15 protein-coding genes are annotated in these 20,797 nt (G+C 65.5%); 9 read left to right on the forward strand and 6 right to left on the reverse strand.

From position 1 onward, the window contains the following. Positions 1 to 2,268: M56 family metallopeptidase (locus Q0Y09_RS00570; RefSeq protein WP_297716426.1), on the forward strand; the 2,268-nt coding region annotated here is incomplete at its 5' end. Between the two features lie 673 nt (positions 2,269 to 2,941). On the opposite strand, the gene Q0Y09_RS00575 is transcribed toward Q0Y09_RS00570, so the two are convergent. The 3 genes from Q0Y09_RS00575 to Q0Y09_RS00585 all read right to left on the reverse strand — a co-directional run bounded on the left by Q0Y09_RS00575 (position 2,942) and on the right by Q0Y09_RS00585 (position 5,639). Further along, positions 2,942 to 4,210, reverse strand: coding sequence for an HlyC/CorC family transporter (locus Q0Y09_RS00575; RefSeq protein ID WP_297716427.1), 1,269 nt, complete (start codon positions 4,208 to 4,210; stop codon positions 2,942 to 2,944). Between the two features lie 228 nt (positions 4,211 to 4,438). Then, on the reverse strand, positions 4,439 to 5,011 hold the full coding sequence (locus Q0Y09_RS00580; RefSeq protein WP_297716428.1) for a YcxB family protein: 573 nt from the start codon (positions 5,009 to 5,011) through the stop codon (positions 4,439 to 4,441). A 4-nt stretch (positions 5,012 to 5,015) separates the two neighbouring features. Beyond that, positions 5,016 to 5,639, reverse strand: a complete 624-nt coding sequence (locus Q0Y09_RS00585) for a class II aldolase/adducin family protein (RefSeq protein WP_297716429.1) — start codon at positions 5,637 to 5,639, stop codon at positions 5,016 to 5,018. Between the two features lie 224 nt (positions 5,640 to 5,863). Here Q0Y09_RS00585 and secG point away from each other — a divergent pair, with 224 nt between their 5' ends. The 7 genes from secG to Q0Y09_RS00620 all read left to right on the forward strand — a co-directional run bounded on the left by secG (position 5,864) and on the right by Q0Y09_RS00620 (position 13,121). Then, on the forward strand, positions 5,864 to 6,118 hold the full coding sequence (gene secG / locus Q0Y09_RS00590; protein WP_297716430.1) for a preprotein translocase subunit SecG: 255 nt from the start codon (positions 5,864 to 5,866) through the stop codon (positions 6,116 to 6,118). Between the two features lie 86 nt (positions 6,119 to 6,204). Further along, positions 6,205 to 8,343, forward strand: coding sequence for a ribonuclease R (gene rnr, locus Q0Y09_RS00595; RefSeq protein ID WP_297716462.1), 2,139 nt, complete (start codon positions 6,205 to 6,207; stop codon positions 8,341 to 8,343). Next, positions 8,340 to 9,557: a beta-N-acetylhexosaminidase gene (gene nagZ / locus Q0Y09_RS00600; RefSeq protein ID WP_297716431.1), complete on the forward strand. Its 1,218-nt coding sequence runs from the start codon at positions 8,340 to 8,342 to the stop codon at positions 9,555 to 9,557. Before rnr ends, nagZ begins: the two co-directional genes overlap by 4 nt. Positions 9,558 to 9,598: 41 nt before the next feature. Beyond that, a complete protein-coding gene (locus tag Q0Y09_RS00605) occupies positions 9,599 to 9,871 on the forward strand; it encodes a hypothetical protein (protein WP_297716432.1) in 273 nt (90 codons plus the stop codon). Positions 9,872 to 9,945: 74 nt separating this feature from the next. Then, positions 9,946 to 10,311, forward strand: a complete 366-nt coding sequence (locus tag Q0Y09_RS00610) for a BlaI/MecI/CopY family transcriptional regulator (RefSeq protein ID WP_297716433.1) — start codon at positions 9,946 to 9,948, stop codon at positions 10,309 to 10,311. A gap of 276 nt (positions 10,312 to 10,587) precedes the next feature. Then, positions 10,588 to 12,513, forward strand: a complete 1,926-nt coding sequence (locus Q0Y09_RS00615) for a M56 family metallopeptidase (RefSeq protein WP_297716434.1) — start codon at positions 10,588 to 10,590, stop codon at positions 12,511 to 12,513. After that, complete coding sequence (locus tag Q0Y09_RS00620; protein ID WP_297716435.1) at positions 12,510 to 13,121, forward strand: hypothetical protein; 612 nt, start codon at positions 12,510 to 12,512, stop codon at positions 13,119 to 13,121. The genes Q0Y09_RS00615 and Q0Y09_RS00620 overlap by 4 nt, the downstream gene beginning before the upstream one ends. A gap of 47 nt (positions 13,122 to 13,168) precedes the next feature. Here Q0Y09_RS00620 and Q0Y09_RS00625 read toward each other — a convergent pair whose 3' ends face one another. Further along, on the reverse strand, positions 13,169 to 15,799 hold the full coding sequence (locus Q0Y09_RS00625; RefSeq protein ID WP_297716436.1) for a cation-translocating P-type ATPase: 2,631 nt from the start codon (positions 15,797 to 15,799) through the stop codon (positions 13,169 to 13,171). Positions 15,800 to 16,153: 354 nt separating this feature from the next. Here Q0Y09_RS00625 and Q0Y09_RS00630 point away from each other — a divergent pair, with 354 nt between their 5' ends. Further along, positions 16,154 to 18,076, forward strand: coding sequence for an NAD(+) synthase (locus Q0Y09_RS00630; protein WP_297716437.1), 1,923 nt, complete (start codon positions 16,154 to 16,156; stop codon positions 18,074 to 18,076). Positions 18,077 to 18,131: 55 nt separating this feature from the next. Here the strand turns inward: Q0Y09_RS00630 and Q0Y09_RS00635 are convergent, their stop codons facing one another. Next, positions 18,132 to 19,994 (reverse strand): FtsX-like permease family protein, encoded by a 1,863-nt coding sequence (locus Q0Y09_RS00635; RefSeq protein WP_297716438.1) that lies wholly within the window; start codon positions 19,992 to 19,994, stop codon positions 18,132 to 18,134. Further along, positions 19,984 to 20,751: an ABC transporter ATP-binding protein gene (locus Q0Y09_RS00640; protein ID WP_297716439.1), complete on the reverse strand. Its 768-nt coding sequence runs from the start codon at positions 20,749 to 20,751 to the stop codon at positions 19,984 to 19,986. The genes Q0Y09_RS00635 and Q0Y09_RS00640 overlap by 11 nt, the downstream gene beginning before the upstream one ends. Positions 20,752 to 20,797 lie beyond the last annotated feature (46 nt).

Below are 20,797 nucleotides of genomic sequence, written 5' to 3' on the forward strand. Positions count from 1 at the left end.
CCTCAGAAGATGGACTGGGGCGCCGTCTTTACCGCCCCTGTCCTGTGGTTTGGGGTGTGGGCCCTGGGCTTCGTCCTGACCCTGGGCCGGTATGTCTGGAGCTACCTCCGCTTCGTCCGGCTGGTCCGGCGGGAGAGTCGTGTCCCCGACCAGTTGGCGCTGGACGTGCTCAAGGAGCTGGACCCCGGCGGGAACACTGTCCTGGCGGTCTGCCCGGCGGTCCCCGGTCCCATGGCCCTGGGGCTGCTGCGGCCCACGGTGGTCCTCCCGGAGGGGGTGGAGGACCGGGGGCGGCTGGAGGACATCCTTCGCCACGAGCTCACCCACCTGCGCCGCCATGACCTCCTCTGCAAGTGGCTGTGGGCGGCGGTGACCAGTCTCCACTGGTTCAACCCCCTCATGCCGGTGTTCCGCCGGGAGGTGACCCGGCGGTGTGAGCTCGCCTGCGACGAGGCCGCGGCGGGGGACCTGCCCCCGGCGGACCGGCGGCGGTACGGAGATACCCTCCTCTCCCTGGCGGCGGAGCCCCCAAAGGGGCTGATGGTCACCACCCTGTGTGAGGAAAAGGAGCATTTGAAGGAAAGGCTGGTGGATCTTGTGAACGGAAGAAAGCGGGGCCCTGCCGCCCTGTGTCTCACCCTGTGTCTTGCCCTGCTGCTGGGGAGCTGCGCCATGGTCGGCGGCACGGCCCCCGTGACGCCCGGCCCGGAGACGACGCCCCCGCCGGTGGAGACGGCCCCGGCGGCCACCCCGGACCCCGACGCCCTCTTTACCGATGCTGTCCTCTACGACCTGGGGGGCGGGCTCACCCTGGCCCTCCCCGCCGACCTGTCCGAGGACCTGCTGGTCCAGTTCCCCACGCCCGCCGAGGAGGGAGGCGGGCCCCTGTTCCCACGGGTCTACCATCGTCCCAGCTATGAGGCCAGCATGGAGGAATTTGGGGCCCCCATGGGCTTTCTCTTCTCCCTCTTCCGCTACGACCAGGTGGGCTACGAGCAGGAGTACCTGGCTGTCCATGGCGGAACGGGTCAGACCGTCTTCGCCAAGGACGAGAACTGGTACTATGTGATGGGGGAGCCCACCGATGTGCAGTATTACGCCAGGGGGGACGTCATCGACGACACCGCCCCCGAGTACCAGAGCTGGGTGTACGCCATGTCCCGCATCTCCGACATCCAGGCCGACTTCACCGCCCGCAACGGTCTCATTCCCATCAACAGCGCGGCTGAGCTGGACCAGCCCTTCCAGTGGAGCGGAGAGCATCACTATGTGGAGGTCCACAGTACCGATTACTCCGTTTCCCTGACCCTCCTCCTCTCCAAGCCCGTCACCCAGGGCCAAAGGGGGATCTGGTGTGTGGAGGGGGAGTTCTCCAACAACTACGGTGGCTGGAGCCGGGTGCTGCCACGAAACATCGATGTGACGGTCCGGGAATACTATGCCGACCTTCAGGCCCAGGCAGACCGGGGAGAGCGTCCGGAGCTGCTGGACCCGGTCCAGGCGGCCAGGGCGTGGTATCAGGAGGAGTACAGCGCCAAGACCCTGGACGGACTCACCTTCGCCCTCCTGGAGGGGGAGCCCGCCGGGATGCTCTGGGGCCGCATCTCCCGGGTGACCGGACAGCCGGGGACGTTGGAACACCTCTCCTACCTGGACGGCAGTCCGGGCAGCAGCGAGGGCCGGATGGCCTTCCCGGACCGGGAGTATCTGCACAGCCCCTACCTTTACACCTATGTGTGGCTGACCGCCCAGCCGCCGGAGACCATCGAAGGGGCGGCGGTGCGCTACCGGAACGTGCAGGGGGACCAGCTCCTCTTCCTGGCGGAGGGGGACCTGCTGGGGGTCACCTACCGGGAGGAAACCACCTGGTACCGGCCCGCCTACCCCTACGATCCCGGCCTCTATGAGCGGATGCTGGCCCTCTGCGCCGACCTGGCCCAGGCGGAGGACCCCTTCACCCAGGACCAGGTGAGCGCCGGTATGGACGCGCTGTCGGCCTGGCTGGAGAGGGAGGTCTGGCCAACGCCGGCGGAGGCCCCGCAGTATCTGCCCCTCTACGCTGGCTACCACGCCCAGACCTATCTGGAAAATGGCAAGGGGCAGGGGAGCGGCCTTGAGCGGGCCGACGTGCTGGTCCTGTTCGCTGCCCTTCCGGCGGATGCCCCCCAGGGGGAGGGGACCTACGTCTTCTGGCTCATCCCCGACGGAACCGGCGGCTGGCAGGTGGACGACTGGGGGTATACTGCCTTCCCCGATTTGGATACATAGCTTGGAATATGACAAAACAGCGCCCGGCGGTCCCCATGATGGGACCGCCGGGCGCTTACGTCTGCGTCGCAAATGCCACCGTCCCCCTGGAAGGGGGAAGGTCTGCGGGGGTGGTATTTCTTTTGTTGTGGTGCCCGACGACCCGGCGGGCCATATGACAGCGCCCCCTTGACGGGGGAGCTGTCAGCGCAGCTGACTGAGGAGGTGGGCAGGGCACAAACCACGCCGCGCAGGCCGATGGGGACATCGGCCCCTACGCCAAGGTTACGGCGGTGTTGTAGGGGCGGCGATCAGCCGCCCGGCGTTTCGGTGCGGTATTTCTTTTGTTGTGGGGCCCGACGACCCGGCGGGCCATATGACAGCGCCCCCTTGACGGGGAAGCTGTCAGCGCAGCTGACTGAGGGGGTGGGCAGGGCGCAAACCACGCCACGCGGGCCGATGGGGACATCGGCCCCTACACCCGTCATTCTGAGCGAAGCGAAGAATCCGTATTCCTGACCATGTGGAAAAGGACGGGGGGACGGATGTTTCGCTGACGCTCAACATGACGCAGAGATACGCCCCTTTCCCCGTCGCCCGCGCTCTGCCCCCGTCATTCTGAAGCCACAGGGGCCGACACGCTGGTCGGCCCCTGTGGCGGACAAGGCGGCGCATACCTGCCGCTTACGCTGTTTTATTTGGCGGGGCGGCCCTCGTCGGCGGGCGGGTCCAGGACCACCACCCGGATCTCCATCACCCGGCGGTGGTCCACCTTGGTGACGGTGACGTCCAGGTCCTCATAGACGAAGTGGTCGCCCTCCTCGGGCACCCGGCCCACCTCCTCCATGACCCAGCCGGAGACGGTGGTGGAGTCGCTCTCCCCCTTGATGGAGAAGAGGTCGTAGAGGTCGGTGAGGTTGGCGTTGCAGGAGATGAGGTAGCTGCCGTCGGGCTGCTTCTGGAACTCCTCGATGACCTCGTCGTGCTCGTCCCAGATCTCGCCCACCAGCTCCTCCACGATGTCCTCCAGGGTGCAAAGACCCTCGGTGCCGCCGTACTCGTCCACAACGATGACCATGTGGGCCTTGGCCTTCTGGAGGATGCGCAGCAGGTCGGAGATCTTGGTGTTGGCGGTGGTGTAGAGCACGGTGGAGACGATGGCGGAGATGTCGTCGTGGCCGCGGTAGCGGGCGGCGTGGAAGTCCTTCTCGTGGATGACGCCCACGATGTTGTCGATGTCCTCGTGGTAGACCGGCAGCCGGGAGTAGCCGCTCTCGGCGAAGGCTTTGGCGATGTCGTCCATGGTGTCGGTGTCCTCCACGGCCACAATGTCCACCCGTGGGGTGAGGATCTCGTCCACCTCCAGGTCGCCGAACTCGATGGCGGAGCGGATGAGCTGGCTCTCGTCCTGGTCCAGGCCGCCCTCGGTCTCGGCCTGGTCTACCATGGTGATAAGCTCCTCCTCGGTGATGCCGCTGTCCGAGCTGCTGCGGAAGAGCCGGCTGAGCAGCCGCTTCCACTGGGCGAAGAGGAAGTTGACGGGCCGCAAAAGGAGCATCAGCACCCGCAGGACGGGGGCGGAGAGCATGGCGAAGGATTCGGGGTGCTCCTTGGCCAGCCCCTTGGGGGAGATCTCGCCAAAAATCAGGATGACCACGGTCAGCACGATGGTAGACACCGCCGGGCCGTAGGCCGTGCCCACAAACTGTGTGAAGAGGACGGTGCCCAGGGTGGAGGCCGAGATATTCACGATGTTGTTGCCGATGAGGATGGTGGAGAGCAGCCGGTCATAGTCCTCGGCCAGGGCCAGGGTCCGGGCGGCCCGCCGGTCTCCGGCGTCGGCCCGGCTCTTCAGCCGGATGCGGTTGAGGGAGGTGAAGGCGGTCTCGGTGGCGGAGAAATAGGCGGAGAATACCACCATCAGCAAGAGGGCGACGATCATTGTGATACTTTGGGGGTCCATAAGGACGATCAACTCAACTTTCTTTTGATATTTGGTAGGAAAGGGGGACCAGAATGGGAAAATGCGCACAAAAGGACAGCCCTATGCCCTGCGGCTAAGGCTGTCCTCAGAATTCATTATCCAGTTCTGACTAGGCGGAGGTCGGTCCACAGGGACTCACCAGACCCTTCTTTCCGTAGAATGGGACCAGTATACCAGAAATGGAGCCGCCGCGCAAGGGGGAGTTTTTCACCGCCCCCGGCCGGGCATCTGGAAGGTCCGGGGGGTCTTGCCGCTGCGCTGGGCCAGGAAGGGGAAGAGCGCGGCGGGGTCGCCCAGGGTGAAGTCCTTCTTCCGGGCCAGGATACACTGGCCGCTCTTCAAAAAGACCAGCAGATAGCCGTCGGTCTCCACCAGATCGACGATCTGGTCGTAGGGGGTGTCGGAGGAGCCGGCGCTGTCGGCGGCGTCCAGATGGTCGTCAAAGAAGCGGTAGCGGATGGGCTTGCCGTAGGCGCCGTTTTTCCGGGCGGCCTTCACCACCTGCTTTTCCATCCGGCGGCACACCCGCTTGGCGGCGGAGCGGTCCACATAGGGTACGGCCAGCAGAAAGACGGCCAGACAGAAGATGCCGGTGCCCAGGGCGCGGATGCTGGCGTAATTGCCGGCGGCGGCGATCCACCAGATGGCCAGGGCCAGGACCACCGCCAGGGCATAGAGGACCCAGATGGGGTTTTTCTGATGGAGGATGTAGTGGGCGGCGATCATATGGGCGTAAGCGTCGGTATCATGGGCGGTCTCGACCTGAAAGATGGGTTCCATGTGTTCAGCCTCCTCTGAGTGCGTCGGCCTGCTCCTGGGTCAGGGGGACGCCGCCCCCCAGCAGCCGGACGTTGAGATGGATCTGGGCGGTGTGCTCCAGGGTCTCCATGCGCCAGTAGGCCCGCTCCAGATCGGGACCCATGGTGAGGGCGCCGTGGTTGGCCAGGAGAAGGGCGTCGTGGTCAGCCATGAGCGGGGCGGCAGCGGCGGGCAGCTCATCGGTGCCGGTGCGGCCATAGGGGGCGCAGGGCACCGGGCCCAGGGCCATGACAGCCTCCCCCAGCAGGGGCTCCTCCAGGCCCTGGCGGGCGCAGGCGAAGGCGGTAGCGGCGGGGGGATGGGCGTGGCAGACGCCGCCCACATCGGGCCGGGCCCGGTAGCAGGCCAGGTGAAGGGGAGTCTCCGAGGAGGGGCGGTAGGAGGAGGGACTGGTCATCCGGCCCTGGCTGTCCACCACCAGCAGCATGTCGGGGGTGAGAAAGCCCTTGCTCACCCCGGCTGGGGTCACCAAAAAAAGGCCCTCGCCCAGTCTCCGGCTGAAGTTGCCGTCGTTGGCGGCCACCCAGCCCCGTTCCCACATCCTGCGGCCCAGCTCGCACATGAGCCGTCTTTGGGTCTCGTAATCCATATCGCTCCTCCTTACTTGCGCACACGGGGTGCTTGTCCCCTCCATTATAACCTCTGCGCCGGCGCTTGACAATAAAAATGCCGCGACTTTCCCGGCCTGCCCGATGCAAAAGTTGGACTTGCATTCCCACAAAAAATATGGTATCATACTGATTACTGTTTGGGTGCATTGCGCCCATTTCATGCTGACCATGCCCTCCGGGGCTTGAAAGGAACGATGCTTTCATGGGTACGCTCAAATTTGTCCTCACCATCGTCCAGGTGCTGGCCGCTGTGTTCCTCACCTTCGTGGTGCTGGCGCAGTCGGGGAAGAGCTCCGGCCTCTCCGGCGCCATCGCCGGCGGCGCGGACACCTTCCTCTCCAAGAACAAGGCCAAGAGCTGGGACGCCAAACTGGCCCGCTGGACCAAGTGGGTGGCCATCGCCTTCATGATCCTGACTCTGGTGCTCTGCCTGCTGCCCAGCGGGGCCGCCGCCTGAGCCGGAGACTGAGACGAACAAGGACCAAAAGGGACGCACTCCAACAGGAGCGCGTCCTTTTTTGTTGCACATCGGCTCATCGTGGTATACTATGGAGGAAAGCGCCGGCCTGCCGCCGGCACACAAAACGAAATCGGAAAAAGACAAAGGAGATTATCTGTTTGATGAACGTACAGGGAACCTATCAGGCCACCGCCCGTGGCTTCGGTTTCTTCACGCCGGAGGGGGCGGCAGGCCGGGAGTCCGACCTCTTCGTCCCGCCCCGCTGTGACGGCGGGGCCTGGACGGGGGACCGGGTCACCGCCCGGGTGAGCGCCGACCCCCGGGACCCCCAGCGGCAGGTGGCCAAGATCACCGCCGTGGTGGAGCGGACCAACCGCACCCTGGTGGGGGCGGTGGAGCGCCGGGGGCGGGAGGTGTGGCTCCGGCCCACCAGTGACCGCTACCCCAACGCCGTCAAGGTGGTGGGCCGCTCGGCGGCCAAGCTGAAGGCGGGGGACAAGATCGCCGTGGCCGTCACCAGCTACGGCAGCGCCAAGCTGCCCCCCACGGGCACCTTCAAGCGCATCTTTGGAAGGGAGGGCACCCGTCAGGCCGCCGTGGACGCCCTCCTCTATGAGCACGGCATTGACCGGGAATTTCCCGCCCCGGTGACCGCCGCCGCCCAGCTGGTCCCCCAGGAGGTGGACCCCGCCGCCTGCGCCGGCCGGCTGGACCTGCGGGACAAGACCATCATCACCATCGACGGGGCGTCCTCCAAGGACTTTGACGACGCCGTCAGCCTGGAAAAAGACGGGGAGGGCCATTGGGTCCTGGGGGTCCACATTGCCGACGTCTCTCACTATGTGACGGAGGGCTCCCCCCTGGACCTGGAGGCGTTCCACCGGGCCACCTCGGTCTACTTTGCCGACCAGGTCATCCCCATGCTGCCCGAGGCCCTCTCCAACGGCATCTGCTCCCTCAACCCCCAGGTGGACCGGCTGGCCCTCTCCTGTATCATGACCATGGACGCCCATGGAAAGGTGCTGGGCCATAAGATTGTCAAGACCGTCCTCCGCTCCACCGAGCGGATGACCTACGACGACTGCAACCTCCTTCTCAGGGACCGGGACCCCGCCCTGGCGGAGCGTTACGCCCATATCCTCCCCATGCTCCGGGACATGGCCGCCCTGGCCCGGGCCCTGGAGAAGGGCCGGAAGGCCCGGGGGGCCCTGGACCTGGAGAGCCAGGAGTGCTATATCGTCTGCGACGAGACGGGGGCCCCGGTGGACATCCGGGTGCGGGAGACGGGGGAGTCGGAAAAGCTCATCGAGTCCTTCATGCTCGCCGCCAACGAGTGCGTGGCCGAGCACCTCAAAAAGGCGGGGCTCCCCGCCGTCTACCGGGTCCACGAAAAGCCCTCCGAGGACAAGGCGACCAACCTGAAGGCCATGCTGGCCCCCCTGGGGCTGGACCTCCGGCAGGCCGACAACGGCAGCCTCCAGAAGGTGCTGGAGGGGGTGAAGGGCACCCCCCAGGCCCCCGCCGTCCACACCATGGTCCTGCGCAGCCTCATGAAGGCCCGGTACGACACCGAGAACCTGGGCCACTTCGGGCTGGCCGCCAAGTACTACTGTCATTTCACCTCCCCCATCCGCCGCTACCCCGACCTTATGGTCCACCGCATCCTCACCGCCCTGCTGGACGGCTCCCTGGAACGGCGAAAGGGCAAGCTGGCCGCCGCCGCAGACCGGGCCGCCAAGCAATCCTCCGACCGGGAGGTCCACGCCATGACCGCCGAGCGGGACATTGAGAAGTGCTATATGGCGGAACTCATGACGGCCTATCTCGGGGAGACCTTCCAGGGCTCCGTCACCGGCGTCACCAAGTTCGGCCTCTTCGTGGGACTGGCCAACGGGGTGGAAGGGCTCCTCCCCGTCACCGCCCTGCCCGATGACCGCTATGAGTACGACGAGGTCCGCATGACCCTCACCGGGGCCCGGACCAAGTTCACCTACACCTTCGGCATGGACCTCACCGTCCTCTGCGCCGCCGCCGACCCCGGCTCCGGCCAGATCGACTTCACCCTGCCCGACGTGGTCCCCGCCCCCAGGCCCGTGAAGCCGGTCAAGCCCGCCAAGGAGGGAGAGCGCACCCGCAAGGGTCGGGGCGGGAAGGGCCGCAAACCCGGCTCCAAGCCCGGTTACCGCCCGCCCAAGCCGGGCAAGGGGAGGAAAAAGCGATGACGAAACGGAATTTATCCGCCTTATTATTGCTGGTCGTATTTGCTTTTGCCGCCGGCTGCCAGGCCGCCGTCCCGCCATCGGCGGCTCCGACCCCCACCCCGGTCCACACGCCCACCGCACCGCCCGCGCCCACTCCCACGCCCACCCCCGACCCGGTGGGGGAGGCCCTGGCCGCCATGACCACCGAGGAGAAAGTGGGCCAGCTCCTCATCGCTGGGTTCTACGAGACCCAGGCGGGGGAGGAGGCCCGGCGCTACATCCAGGACTGCCATGTGGGCGGGCTCATCCTCTATGGCCGGAACGTGGAGAGCGCCCGGCAGCTCACCGACCTCACCAACGGCCTGAAGGCCCTGGCCGGCGACATCCCCCTCTTCCTCTCCACCGACCAGGAGGGGGGCGTGGTGGAGCGGATGCCCCCGGAGGTCCGGAACCTGCCCAACGCCTATGATGTGGCCGATGCGGCGGTCTTCGGCGAGGTGCTGGGGGCGGAGTGCGCCGCCTTTGGGGTCAACATGGATTTTGCCCCATCCCTGGATATCTGGTCCAACCCGGACAACACTGTGATCGGAAAACGGGCCTTCGGCTCCGACGCTGAAACTGTGGAACGGCGGGGACTGGACGGTCTGAACGCCATGGAGGGGACCGGTACCATTCCAGTGGTCAAGCACTTTCCCGGCCACGGGGACACGGTGGTGGACTCCCATGTGGGTCTTCCCGTGGTGGACAAGACCCGGGAGGAGCTGTCGGCTAAGGAACTCATTCCCTTTCAGACCGCCATCGACGCCGGCGCCCCCGCCATCATGGTGGGCCATATCCTCCTCACGAAGCTCGACCCGGAACGGCCCGCCACCCTCTCCGCCGAGGTGGTCACCGGCCTGCTCCGGGAGGAGCTGGGCTTTGACGGGGTGGTGGTGACCGACGACCTCACCATGGGGGCCATCACCCAGCAGTACGGCCTGGGGGAGGCCGCCGTGCTGGCGGTGGAGGCGGGCTGTGACGTGCTGCTGGTCTGCCATGAGGCGGGCACCGTGGAGGAGGTCTATGCCGCCCTCTTGGACGCCGTGGACACCGGCCGCATCACGGAGGACCGGCTGGACCAGAGCGTCCGGCGCATCCTGTCCCTCAAGGGGGACTTCGGCCTCACCAGCGACCCGGTGGACCTCCCCGATCTGGACGCCCTCAACGACCAGGTGGCCGCCGTCACAGCTGGTTAGCAGATCGCATTTGCCCCGAGCATTCTGGAAGGAGGATGTCTATGTTCTCTCTGCTCTACACACTGTTTGGATGGACGGAACTCACCACTGCCTTTGACCTTTCGGATTATGACCGAATACTCCGGACCATGGACGGCGGTGGAATCCCCTATCGGACCCGAGCCCTCTTCGACGGGGATGCCCCTCGCTCCCGGAGTGCTCTGGGCTCCGTGGGCCATCAGCCGGAGCACCAGACCCAGTACCAGATTTTGGTCAAAAAGGGTGACCTGGACCGGGCTCGCTTCCTCCTGCGGACGACCCGTGCACAACGCTGATCTGACCTCTTGACAAGCACCTCCTACGGGTGTAGTATCTTGATAGAGATGCTACACTTGTAGGAGGTGTTTTGATGTCCAGACTCAGCGACAGCGAATGGCAGGTCCTCACCGCCCTGTGGGACAGGGAGGGGGCCAGCCTGGGGGAGGTGGTGGACGCCCTCCGCCCCGCCACCGGGTGGAGCCGGAACACGGTGCTCACCTACCTCACCCGGATGGAGAAAAAGGGGCTGGTGTCCATCGACAAGGGCTGCTATCCCCACGTCTACCGGGCCGCCCTGGACCGGGAGACCTGCCGGGCCCAGGAGCGGCAGAGCTTTCTTGACCGGGTGTACCGGGGCTCCGCCGGGGACCTGGTGGCCGCCTTTTTGAAGGAATCCCCCCTCTCCGCCGACGAGCGGGACCGGCTCAAGGCCCTACTGGACGATATGGAGGTGTGAGGGCGCACCAGCCCTGTACGTCTCCTGCATGACCATCCTGGGCGCCCTCCCATCATCCTGAGCGATCTCCTGTCATCCTGAGCGGTTCCCCCGTCATCCTGAGCGTAAGCGAAGGATCCGTTCCCTCTGTCCCCCGGCCATCAGCGTCATAGACGGGAAATGCGGATTCTTCGGCCTGCGGCCTCAGAATGACAGGAAAAGATGCGCAGTCCCAGGTGCGGCGGTCGCCGCGCCCCACAATCACAGTTCTCTATCTCTCCAAAGTGAGGTGACAGTATGACCGATCTCTGGTCCTTCCTGCTCCAGACCCTCACCGCCGCCGGAGCGGCGGCCTTCCTCCTGGTCCTCAAGTCCCTCTTTCGGGACAAGCTCTCCCCCCGGTGGCAGTTCGGCATCTGGGGCCTGCTGGCCCTGGTGCTGCTGTATCCCGCGGGCCGGGGCGGGCGATATGTCCTCTTCAACTGGCCATTGTGGCTGGAGACCCTGAAAACCGCCCTCACCAGGGACTACGACCTTATCCGGGTGACGGCCCCCATCCCTCTGCCCGCCCCGCTGAGCGGACCCCAGACGCCCCTGGACGTCCTCTACTTCCTCTATGTGGCCGGGGTGGTGGTGCTGCTGGCGTGGTATGCCCTCGCCTATCTCCGGCTGCGGCTGGCCCTCCGCCGGGGGAGCCCCGCCGACGACGCCCAGCTCCGCCGGGTGGCGGCACAGTATGAGCTTCCGGTTTGCCGGGTGGTGGAGGTGGAGGGACTGCCCACCGCCTTCGTCTGCGGGGTGTTCCGCCCGGTGCTGGCCCTTCCCGCCGGGCAGCCGGTGGACGACAAGGTGCTCCTCCACGAGCTTTTGCACCTCAAATACCATGACGCCGCCTGGGGCCTTCTCATCTGTCTGTTCCGGTGTCTCCACTGGTGCAATCCCCTTCTGTGGTACTGCGCCGACCGGGCGGGCAACGACGCCGAGGCCCTTTGCGACCAGCGGGTGCTGGAGCGGCTGGAGGGGGAGGACCGCCGGGACTATGGCCGCATCCTCCTCTCTATGGCCTCGGACAAATACGCCCGGGCGGTGGGTACCTCCTCCATGGCCAACGGCGGACGCAACGTCCGGGCGCGCATTGAGGCCATCGCCCGATTCAAGCGGTACCCGGCGGGGATGGCCCTAGCCTCGGTGTCCGTGGCCCTGGTCCTCCTTTTTCCCCTGACCCTGGGCTGGGGCCAGACCCTGGCCAAGGCCAACGGCCTGGGCCACTCCGGCGAGCTGGAGTTCCACACCGCCATGGCTTCGGCCCGGCTCACCCCCTGCACCACCGCCGCCGGGGCCTTCGACGCCTACGGCAAGGCGGTCATCCATGATAACGGCATCTACCGGGCCCTGTGCGCCCCCCTCTCGGAGCACCCCGCCCTGGCCGCCCAGATGGAGGGCTTCGCCCACGGTCCCGACCCCTGGGTCCACGAGCACTGGGAGAGCGGCCTGCCGGGCCGGGCCGACCATACCGTTGGCTATTTTCTCTACAACCTGACCCAGGCGGACGGCGGTTATGCCGCTGTGATGGTCTGGCCCCTCCAGATGGCCTATGTGGACGGCCCCGACGCCCCGCCGGTCTATTGGAGTGAGGAGGACAGGGCCTACGCCGCCTGGCAGTCCCTCTGGGCGGAGCGGCAGGGGGACCGCTGGGTGGTCCTTCCCCAGGGGGAGTTCCATCTCACGGAGACCGAGGGGGACGGCCTGGTCTGGGGTGACGATGCCCTCCCCAGTGCTGCCATCTACGCCGCCGATGTGGACGGTCTCCGCCTGGAGCTCACCTATCAGACCGTCCACAGCGTGTCCTATACCTTTGGAGAGAAGCCCAAGGTCAACGCCCGGTTTGACGCCGCCGGAGAGTCTTTCGATTTCACCGGTTCTGAGACCCATCCCGGAGCCGCAGACCTGGTGAACCGCTACGCCGCCGCTCCCGTCTACGCCGACGGCAGCGGTCCCGCCCTGGAATTCGGTTCCGGTCAGGGCAGCAGCAGTGACGGCACCTTCTGGGGCAATGTCCGGGACTACGGCGGCCTGCTCGCCAGCGGTGGCTCCGGCTTTGGAGACGACCCCAACGACCCGCCGGTGTGGCCCGACCACTACCGCATGGTCCTCACTTATGTGGATGGCCGGGAGGAGCAGATGGTGGAGCTCCGGCCCATGGAAGGAGGAAAACGCGCATGATCTCTGACCGGCAACGGCTCTACCGGGGGGTGTCCTGCGCCGCCTGGGCCTACTTCTTCCTCTACTTTGACCTCAGCTTCAACGGGATCAGCGTCCTCCCCAACTTCGTGTGCTACCTCCTGCTGTGGCAGGCCATCTCCTTTCTGGAGGGGGAGGAGCGGGACCTGGCCCTCCTGCGGCCCCTGTGCCTGCTGCTGGGCGTGTGGGTGGGAGCGGACTGGCTCTTCACCATCTTCGGTGAAGCCCTGGACGGACGGCTCCCGGTGGTGGACCTCCTGATCTCGGCGGCGGCCATCTACTTCCACTTCCAGCTCTTCACCGACTTTGCCCATCTGGCGGCGCGGTATCAGAGCGAGGGAATGGAGCTGGACCGGCGGCTGCTGCGGCTGCGGACGGTCCAGACCGTCCTGCTCACCGCCTCCTCCCTCCTGGGGGGCTGGCTGCCCAGCGGGATACAGCTTTTCTTCCCGGGAAACGCCCTGGCGGAGGAGGCGGTCAGCGTCCTGCTCGTGGCCCTGGCCCTGGCGGGGCTGGTGGTCTCCCTCCGGCTCATGTTCGGCCTCTTCGCATTGCGGAAGTGCTTTCTTCCATCGGAGGACAAGGCGTAAAAAAAGCGGAACAGACGCAAGTCTGTTCCGCTTCTTTCGTATCAGGATCATTTCCGCCGCTTGTCCTGGACGGCGTCGTTGATGAGCTTGTAGATCTGGATGACCACGGTGGGCAGGAAGGCCAGCAGGACCACCAGACCCAGCTGAGTCATGGTGAAGGGGCTCACCTCAAAGAGGGTGCGCAGGCCGGGGACAAAGAGGACGGCGGCCAGCAGCACCACGCCGGCGAAGAAGGCGCCGATGCTGGCCTTGTTGGTGGCAAAGCCGAGGCGGAAGATGGAGGAGAGACCCCGGCAGTTGAAGCCGTGGAAAAGCCGGGCCAGGGTGAGGGTGGAGAAGGCCATGGTCATGGCCAGGCCCGCGCCGCCGTCCCGCAGGCCGATGAAGTAGGCCGTCATGACCGCGGCGGCGATGATGGCGCCGTAGGCCAGGATCTTGCCCATGAGACCGCGGGTGAGGATGGGCTCCTTGGGGTCCCGGGGCTTCTGGTCCAGCAGGCCGCCGGTGGCCGGCTCCACGCCGATGGCGATGGCGGGAAGGGAGTCGGTGAGGAGGTTGATGAACAGAAGGTGGACCGGGGCGAAGGGGACGGACAGCCCAAGGATGGAGGTGAGGAGGACGCAGAGGATGCCGGCCATGTTGCCGGAGAGGAGGAAGTTGATGGAGTTTTTGATGTTGGTGTAGACGCCCCGTCCGTTGACCACCGCCTTGACGATGGTGGCGAAGTTGTCGTCGGCCAGGATCATGGAGGCGGCGTCCTTGCTGACCTCCGTACCGGTGATGCCCATGGCCACGCCGATGTCGGCGGCCTTGAGGGCGGGGGCGTCGTTGACGCCGTCGCCGGTCATGGAGACGATCTTGCCCTTGCGCTGCCAGGCGGAGACGATGCGGATCTTATGCTCGGGGGACACCCGGGCGTAGACGGAGATCTTTTCCAGCCGCTGGTCCAGGTCGGCGTCGGTCATGGCGTCCAGCTCCACGCCGGAGACGGCCTCGTCTCCCTCCCGGAAGATGCCCAGCTGCTTGGCGATGGCGGAGGCGGTGACCTTGTGGTCGCCGGTAATCATGATGGTGCGGATGCCGCCCCGCTTGGCGTCGGCCACGGCCTGGATGGCCTCGGTCCGGGGCGGGTCGATCATGGAGATGAGACCGATGAAGGTGAAGTCCTGCTCGTCGTCCAGGGTGAGGGTGTGGTTCTCCGGCAGCTCCCGGTAGGCGAAGGCCAGCACTCGCAGGCCCTCCATGGAAAGCTCCATGTTCACCCGGGAGATGCGCTCCTTCCACTCGGCGGTCATGGGCACTCTGCCCTCCCGGGTGAGGACGTAGGCGGACCGGGCGAGGAGGACGTCGATGGCCCCCTTGGTATAGAGGGTGGGGACGCCGTCGATGTCGTGGAGGGTGCTCATGAGCTTCCGGTCAGAGTCAAAGGCCAGCTCTCCCAGGCGGGGGTGCTGCTGGCGGTAAGAGATCTCGTCGATCTCCAGCCGGTCGCCCAGCATGACCAGGGCCACCTCGGTGGGGTCGCCGATGCTGGTGCCGGTGGCCGGATCGGTGGTGGCGTCGCTGGCCAGAAGGGCCGCCTTGAGGAGGAGGCGCTGGACGTCGTTGACCAGGTCCAGGTCATTGCCCTCCAGCAGGGAGCCGTCGGCATAGAGCTTCTGGGGGGTCATTTTGTTCTGGGTCAGGGTGCCCGTCTTGTCCGAGCAGATAACAGACACGGCGCCCAGGCTCTCCACCGCCTTCAGGTCCTTGATGATGGCGTTTTCCTTGGCCATCTTCTGGGTGCCCAGGGCCAGCACGATGGTAACGATGGAGGAGAGGGCCTCGGGGATGGCGGCCACGGCCAGGGCCACGGCGAACATCAGGGAGTCCAGAATGGGCATCTCCCGGTAGAGGGACAGGCCGAAGACCAGGGCGCAGATGGCCATGATGACGATGGCCAGCTTCTTGCTGAAATCGTCCAGGGACTGCTGGAGGGGGGTCTTGCGCTGCTGGGTCTGATTCATGAGGGCGGCCACCTTGCCCAGCTCGGTGTCCATGCCGGTGCCGGTGACCACCACCTGAGCCCGGCCATAGGTCACCAGGGAGCCGGAGAAGACCATGTTCTTCCGGTCACCCAGGGCCACCTCGTCGCCGGGGATGACGTCGGCGGTCTTCTCCACGCCCTCGCTCTCGCCGGTGAGGGAGCTCTCATTGACCTTGAGGGAGAAGTTTTCCAGGATGCGGCCATCGGCCACCACCATGTCGCCGGCCTCCAGCTCCACGATGTCGCCGGGGACGATCTGGGCGGAGGGGATGACGGTGCGCTTGCCGTCCCGCAGGACCTTGGCCGTGGGGGACGACATGGCCTTCAGGCTCTCCAGGGATTTCTCCGCCTTGAAGTGCTGGACGGTACCCAGGATGGCGTTGAGGATGAGAACGGCGAAGATGACGATGGTGCTCTCCAGATTGCCGGAGACGGCGGAGATGACGGCGGCCGCCAGCAGAATGACCACCAACAGATCCTTGAATTGCTCCAGGAAGACCTGGAGGCCGGACTTCTTTTTACCCTCGGCCAGGGCGTTCTTGCCGAACCGCTCCAGCCGCTCCGCCGCCTGGGCCGAAGTAAGGCCCGTCTGAGCGGACTCCACCGCTGTCAGGGTCTCCTCCGGGGTGCGGTTGAAAAAGGCTTTTTCCATGCTGCACACTCCTTTTTTTAAGATAATCTTTCCCCGGGGGCAGCCGCAGATCCCTCCGCCGGAACAATAAAAAAAGACTTTTGAGTATATCCTCCGCCCATGGCAAAGCACATACTCAAAAGTCTTGTCACCGTCACCGGCGTCCTCCCCCAGGTCAAAGACCGTGATGTTGAAGGAGGAACTTGCGACTACTCCCTTTTGAACAATTCTAAATTATACTGTGCAAGCCCGCATTTGTCAAGTCTGTCTGGCGGGGTTTGGGAAATTTTTTCCCGTCGCCCTGCCGGGGCGCGTTCTTGCAAATGGGACCTCCTTGGGGTAAAATGGTACCAACGCGAATAGGAGGTCATGGATATGCGCGATGGTTTTGTCAAAGTCGCCGCCGGCACCCCGTCCATCCGGGTGGCCGACTGCCGCTATAACGCCGAACAGATCTTCACCCTTATGCGGGAGGCCCACCGGCAGGGGGTGCGGGTCCTCTGCCTGCCGGAGCTGTGCCTGACCGGCTACACCTGTGGGGACCTCTTTCTCCAGCCCACCCTGCTCCGTGGAGCGGAGGAGGGCCTTCAGACCATTCTGGAGGCCACCAAGAACCTGGACATGGTCACCGCCATTGGCCTGCCGGTATGGAACAAATGGAACAACAAATTGTATAATTGCGCGGCAGTGATACAAAACGGAGAAATCTTGGGGCTGACCCCCAAGACCCATCTGCCCAACTATGGGGAATTTTACGAACAGCGATGGTTTGCCTCGGGCGCCGGGGTGGACACCATGGTTTCCCTGTGCGGTCAGGAGGTATCCCTGTCGGATACGGAGCTGTATGCCTGCAACGATATGCCCAACCTGGTGCTCGGGGTGGAGATCTGCGAGGACCTGTGGGCGCCGGAGCCCCCCTCCATCCGGGCGGCCCGGGCGGGCGCCACACTCATCCTCAACCTCTCCGCCTCCAATGAGACGGTGGGCAAGGCCGCCTACCGCCGTTCTCTGGTGTGCGGTCAGTCAGGGCGGTTGCTGTGCGGCTACGTCTACGCCGACGCCGGAGAGGGCGAATCCTCCACCGACCTGGTCTTCGCCGGCCACAACATGATCGCCGAAAACGGCGTCCTCCTGGCTGAGCGGCGCTTCGCCGCCGGCCTGACCGTCAGTGAGATCGACATAAACCGGCTGACCTATGAGCGGCAGCGGATGAACACCTACCGGGGCGACCCCAATCAGGAGTGCTACCGCATTTCCTTCGACCTGGACCTCGGTGATACCCACCTGACCCGGCCCGTCTCCCCCACCCCCTTCGTCCCCGCCGACAAGGCAGACCGGGCCGAGCGGTGCAACGAGATTTTGTATGTGGCGGCTCTGGGTCTCAAGAAGCGGCTGGAGCACACCCAGGCCAAGACGGCGGTGGTGGGCCTCTCCGGCGGCCTGGACTCCACCCTGGCCGTCCTCATCACGGCAGTGGCGATGCAGATGCTGGGCCGCCCCGCCACCGACATCATCGCCGTCACCATGCCCTGCTTCGGCACCACCGACCGGACCAAGTCCAATGCGGTGCTGCTCTCTGAGCGGCTGGGCTGCACCCTCAAGACCATCGACATCGGCGAGGCGGTGAAGCAGCACTTCCGGGACATCGGCCAGTCCATGGCCGACCACGACGTGACCTTTGAAAATGGTCAGGCCCGGGAGCGGACCCAGGTCCTCATGGACATCGCCAACCAGACGGGCGGCCTGGTCATCGGCACCGGCGACCTCTCCGAGCTGGCCCTGGGCTGGTGTACCTACAACGGCGACCACATGAGCAACTACGCCGTCAACGCCGGCATCCCCAAGACCCTGGTGCGCCATCTGGTGGGCTATGTGGCCGGGGACAAGGCGGAGGAGGACCGGCAGCTCTCCGACGTTCTCTCCGACATCCTGGATACCCCCGTCTCCCCGGAGCTCCTCCCCGCCATTGAGGGGAAGATCGCCCAGAAGACCGAGGCCCTGGTGGGCCCCTATGAGCTCCACGACTTCTTCCTCTATTACGCCGTCCGCTGGGCCTTCCCGCCCAGGAAGATCCTCCGGCTGGCCGAGCACGCCTTTGGCCGCAGCTATGACCGGGCCACCATCCTCAAATGGGAGCGGACCTTCTACCGCCGCTTCTTCTCCCAGCAGTTCAAGCGTTCCTGCCTGACCGATGGGCCCAAGGTGGGCTCTGTGGCCCTCAGCCCCCGGGGGGACTGGAAGATGCCGTCCGACGCGGTGGCCGCCCTCTGGCTGGAGGAGCTGGAGGGGTTGGAATAAAGTTTTTTCACGCCAAAGAGGCGGAGCCACACGGCTCCGCCTCTTTTCCATGGGTTCAACGGGTCCGCAGTCCGTTTCCACGGACCACGGTCCGGGCGCCGAAGTAGGTGGCCAGGAAGTAGGCCCCGTAGATGACAAAGAGAAGGGCGGCGGTGACCAGGGAGCTCTGGACCGAGTCCACCTGGCCCACCACGGAGATAACGGCGTTGGCCGCCGTCATGCCCACCACGGAGTGGACCGCCGCCAGGGCCAGGGGAAGGAAGAAGGAGAGGAAGACCTGGGTGAAGACGGCCCGGTCCCGCATCCCCTCCGGCGCGCCCAGCCGGGCCAGAACGGCATAGCGTTTCTGGTCATCGGCTGCCTGGGAGAGCTGCTGGAGGGCCAGCACCGCCGCGGCGGTGACCAGGAAGACCAGCCCCAGGTAGAGCCCCATGAAGAGGACCAGGATCTTGGTGCCCATATTTTCCAGGTAGATCTGGAGCCGGGTGTCCAGACGGTAGGAGCCGGTCTGGGCGAAGCCCTGGGACTGCACTGCGGCGGTGAGGGCGGTCTCGGCGGTCTGGGGGTCCCCGGCGAAGTTGCCCACGAAGATCTGCCGCCGGACGGAGAGGGTGGCCGCCGTGGCGTCGTCCACCACAAGATAGGCCCCCACGCCGGAGAAGCCGGTGACCAGGGTGGCGGTCCCGAGCTGGGGCAGACTCTCTTCGGAAAGTCCGGCCCGCCCCTGGAGGGCCATAAGGGCGTTGTAGTCGGTGAGGGAGATCACCACGTCCGACGAGCCCTGACCGGGGACGGTGATGCCGGCGTCGTTGTAGTAGAGGTCGCAGGACCGGGTGGCCGTCAGCTCGGTCTCGGCGTCAAAGCCATTTTCCGTGAGGAGGGCGGGGATATCGGTGGGGGAGACGTCCCCGCTGTAATTCTGGATGGTGAAATCGTAGGGGGCGGAGGCGTCGGTGGTGGCGCCGATGGTGTGGTTGAGTCCCACGCAGCAGGCGGTGACGCCGATGGCCAGGAGGAGCAGGAGACAGATCACCGTCATGGAGACATAGGTGGTGTGGATACGGCTGTTGAACTGCCGGAGCACGAACATGTTGAGCCCCTTGTAGTAGAGCCCCTTCCGGACCTTCACCAGCCGCAGCAGGAAGCCGGAGAGGGAGCGGAAAAAGAGCAGGGTGCCCAGGGTGCCGAGGGCCAGCATGAGGAAAAAGAGGGGGTCGATGTAGAGCAGCCCCCGGACGAGCAGCATGGTATAGGCGATGAGCAGCAGGGCTACCCCCAGGAGAAAGGTGAGCACGCTCTGCCACAGGGGAGGCTCCCGCAGTTCCTCGTTTTTCCGCCCGCCCTGGATGAGGTCAATGAGCCTGGCCCGGGAGACGGAGAGACCGGTGAAGAGCACGACCACCAGGAAGATGACGCCGAAGTAGAGGACGGTCTTGACGATGGTCTTCCCTGACAGGATGAGCCCGAAGGATTCCCCGGCGGGGTAGAAGGCAAACATGGACATGGTGAGAAGGCCCAGGCCGTGGGAGAGGAGGACGCCCAGCAGCAGGCCGGCCCCCAGGGACAGAAGGCCGATGACCAGGGTCTCCAGCACCAGCAGCAATGAGACCTTGACCGTGGGCAGACCCAGGAGGAAATAGGTGGCCAGCTCCCGTTTCCGCCGCTTCATAAGGAAGGTGTTGGCGTAGAGGACCAGACAGGCCAGCACCACCGACACAAAGACGGAGAACACGTCCATGAGAATGAGGATGGTGTCCACGATGTAGTGGGCCGACTGGGCGAGCATCTGCATGCACCACTGGCTCTCCAGAGAGTTGAAAATGTAGAAGATGCACACGCCGAAGGTGAGGGTGAGGAAGTAGACGGCATAGTCCTTCAGGCTCCGGGTGACGTTGCGCAGGGCCAGCTTACAGAACATCGGCGCTGTCACCTCCGAGCATGCTCACCACGCCCAGGATCTGGGCGAAAAAGGCTTTGCGGTCCAGCTCTCCCCGGCGCAGCTCCCGGTAGAGGACGCCGTCCTTGATGAAGAGGATGCGCCGGCACCAGGAGGCGGTAAAGGCGTCGTGGGTGACCATGAGAATGGTGGTCCCCTCCTCCCGGTTGAGGGCGGAGAGCTGCCGCAGCAGCTGCCCTGCCGCCTTGGAGTCCAGTGCGCCGGTGGGCTCGTCGGCCAGCACCAGGGCGGGCCGGGTGAGGATGGCCCGGGCGGCGGCCACCCGCTGCTGCTCGCCGCCGGACATCTGGTAGGGGTACTTGTCCAGCACGCCTTCCAGGCCCAGCAGCCCGGCGGTCTCCCGAACCCGGCCCTCGATGACCCTGGGGGAAACGCCCAGGATGGTGAGGGACAGGGCCATGTTCTCAAAGCCGGTGAGGGTGTCCAGCAGGTTGCAGTCCTGGAAGATGAAGCCCAGCCGCTCCCGCCGGAACCGGGAGAGGGCCTTTCCCCTCAGAGCGGTGAGGTCGGTGCCCTCCACGGTGATGGAGCCGCCGGTGGGCCGGTCGATGGTGGAGATGCAGTTCAAAAGGGTGGTCTTGCCGGAGCCGGAGGCCCCCATGATGCCGGTGAACTCCCCCTCCTCCACCGTAAAGCTCAGGTCGCTGAGGGCCTGGGTGCGGCTGCCTTTGCCGCCGTAGACCTTTTGCAGGTGGGATACAGTCAATATGGGTTCCATAAGAAAGAAGACCTCCTTCGTGATGCTGTTATGCTATCACGAAGGA

Source organism: Intestinimonas sp. (genome assembly GCF_026169115.1).
GTDB lineage: Bacteria > Bacillota > Clostridia > Oscillospirales > Oscillospiraceae > Intestinimonas.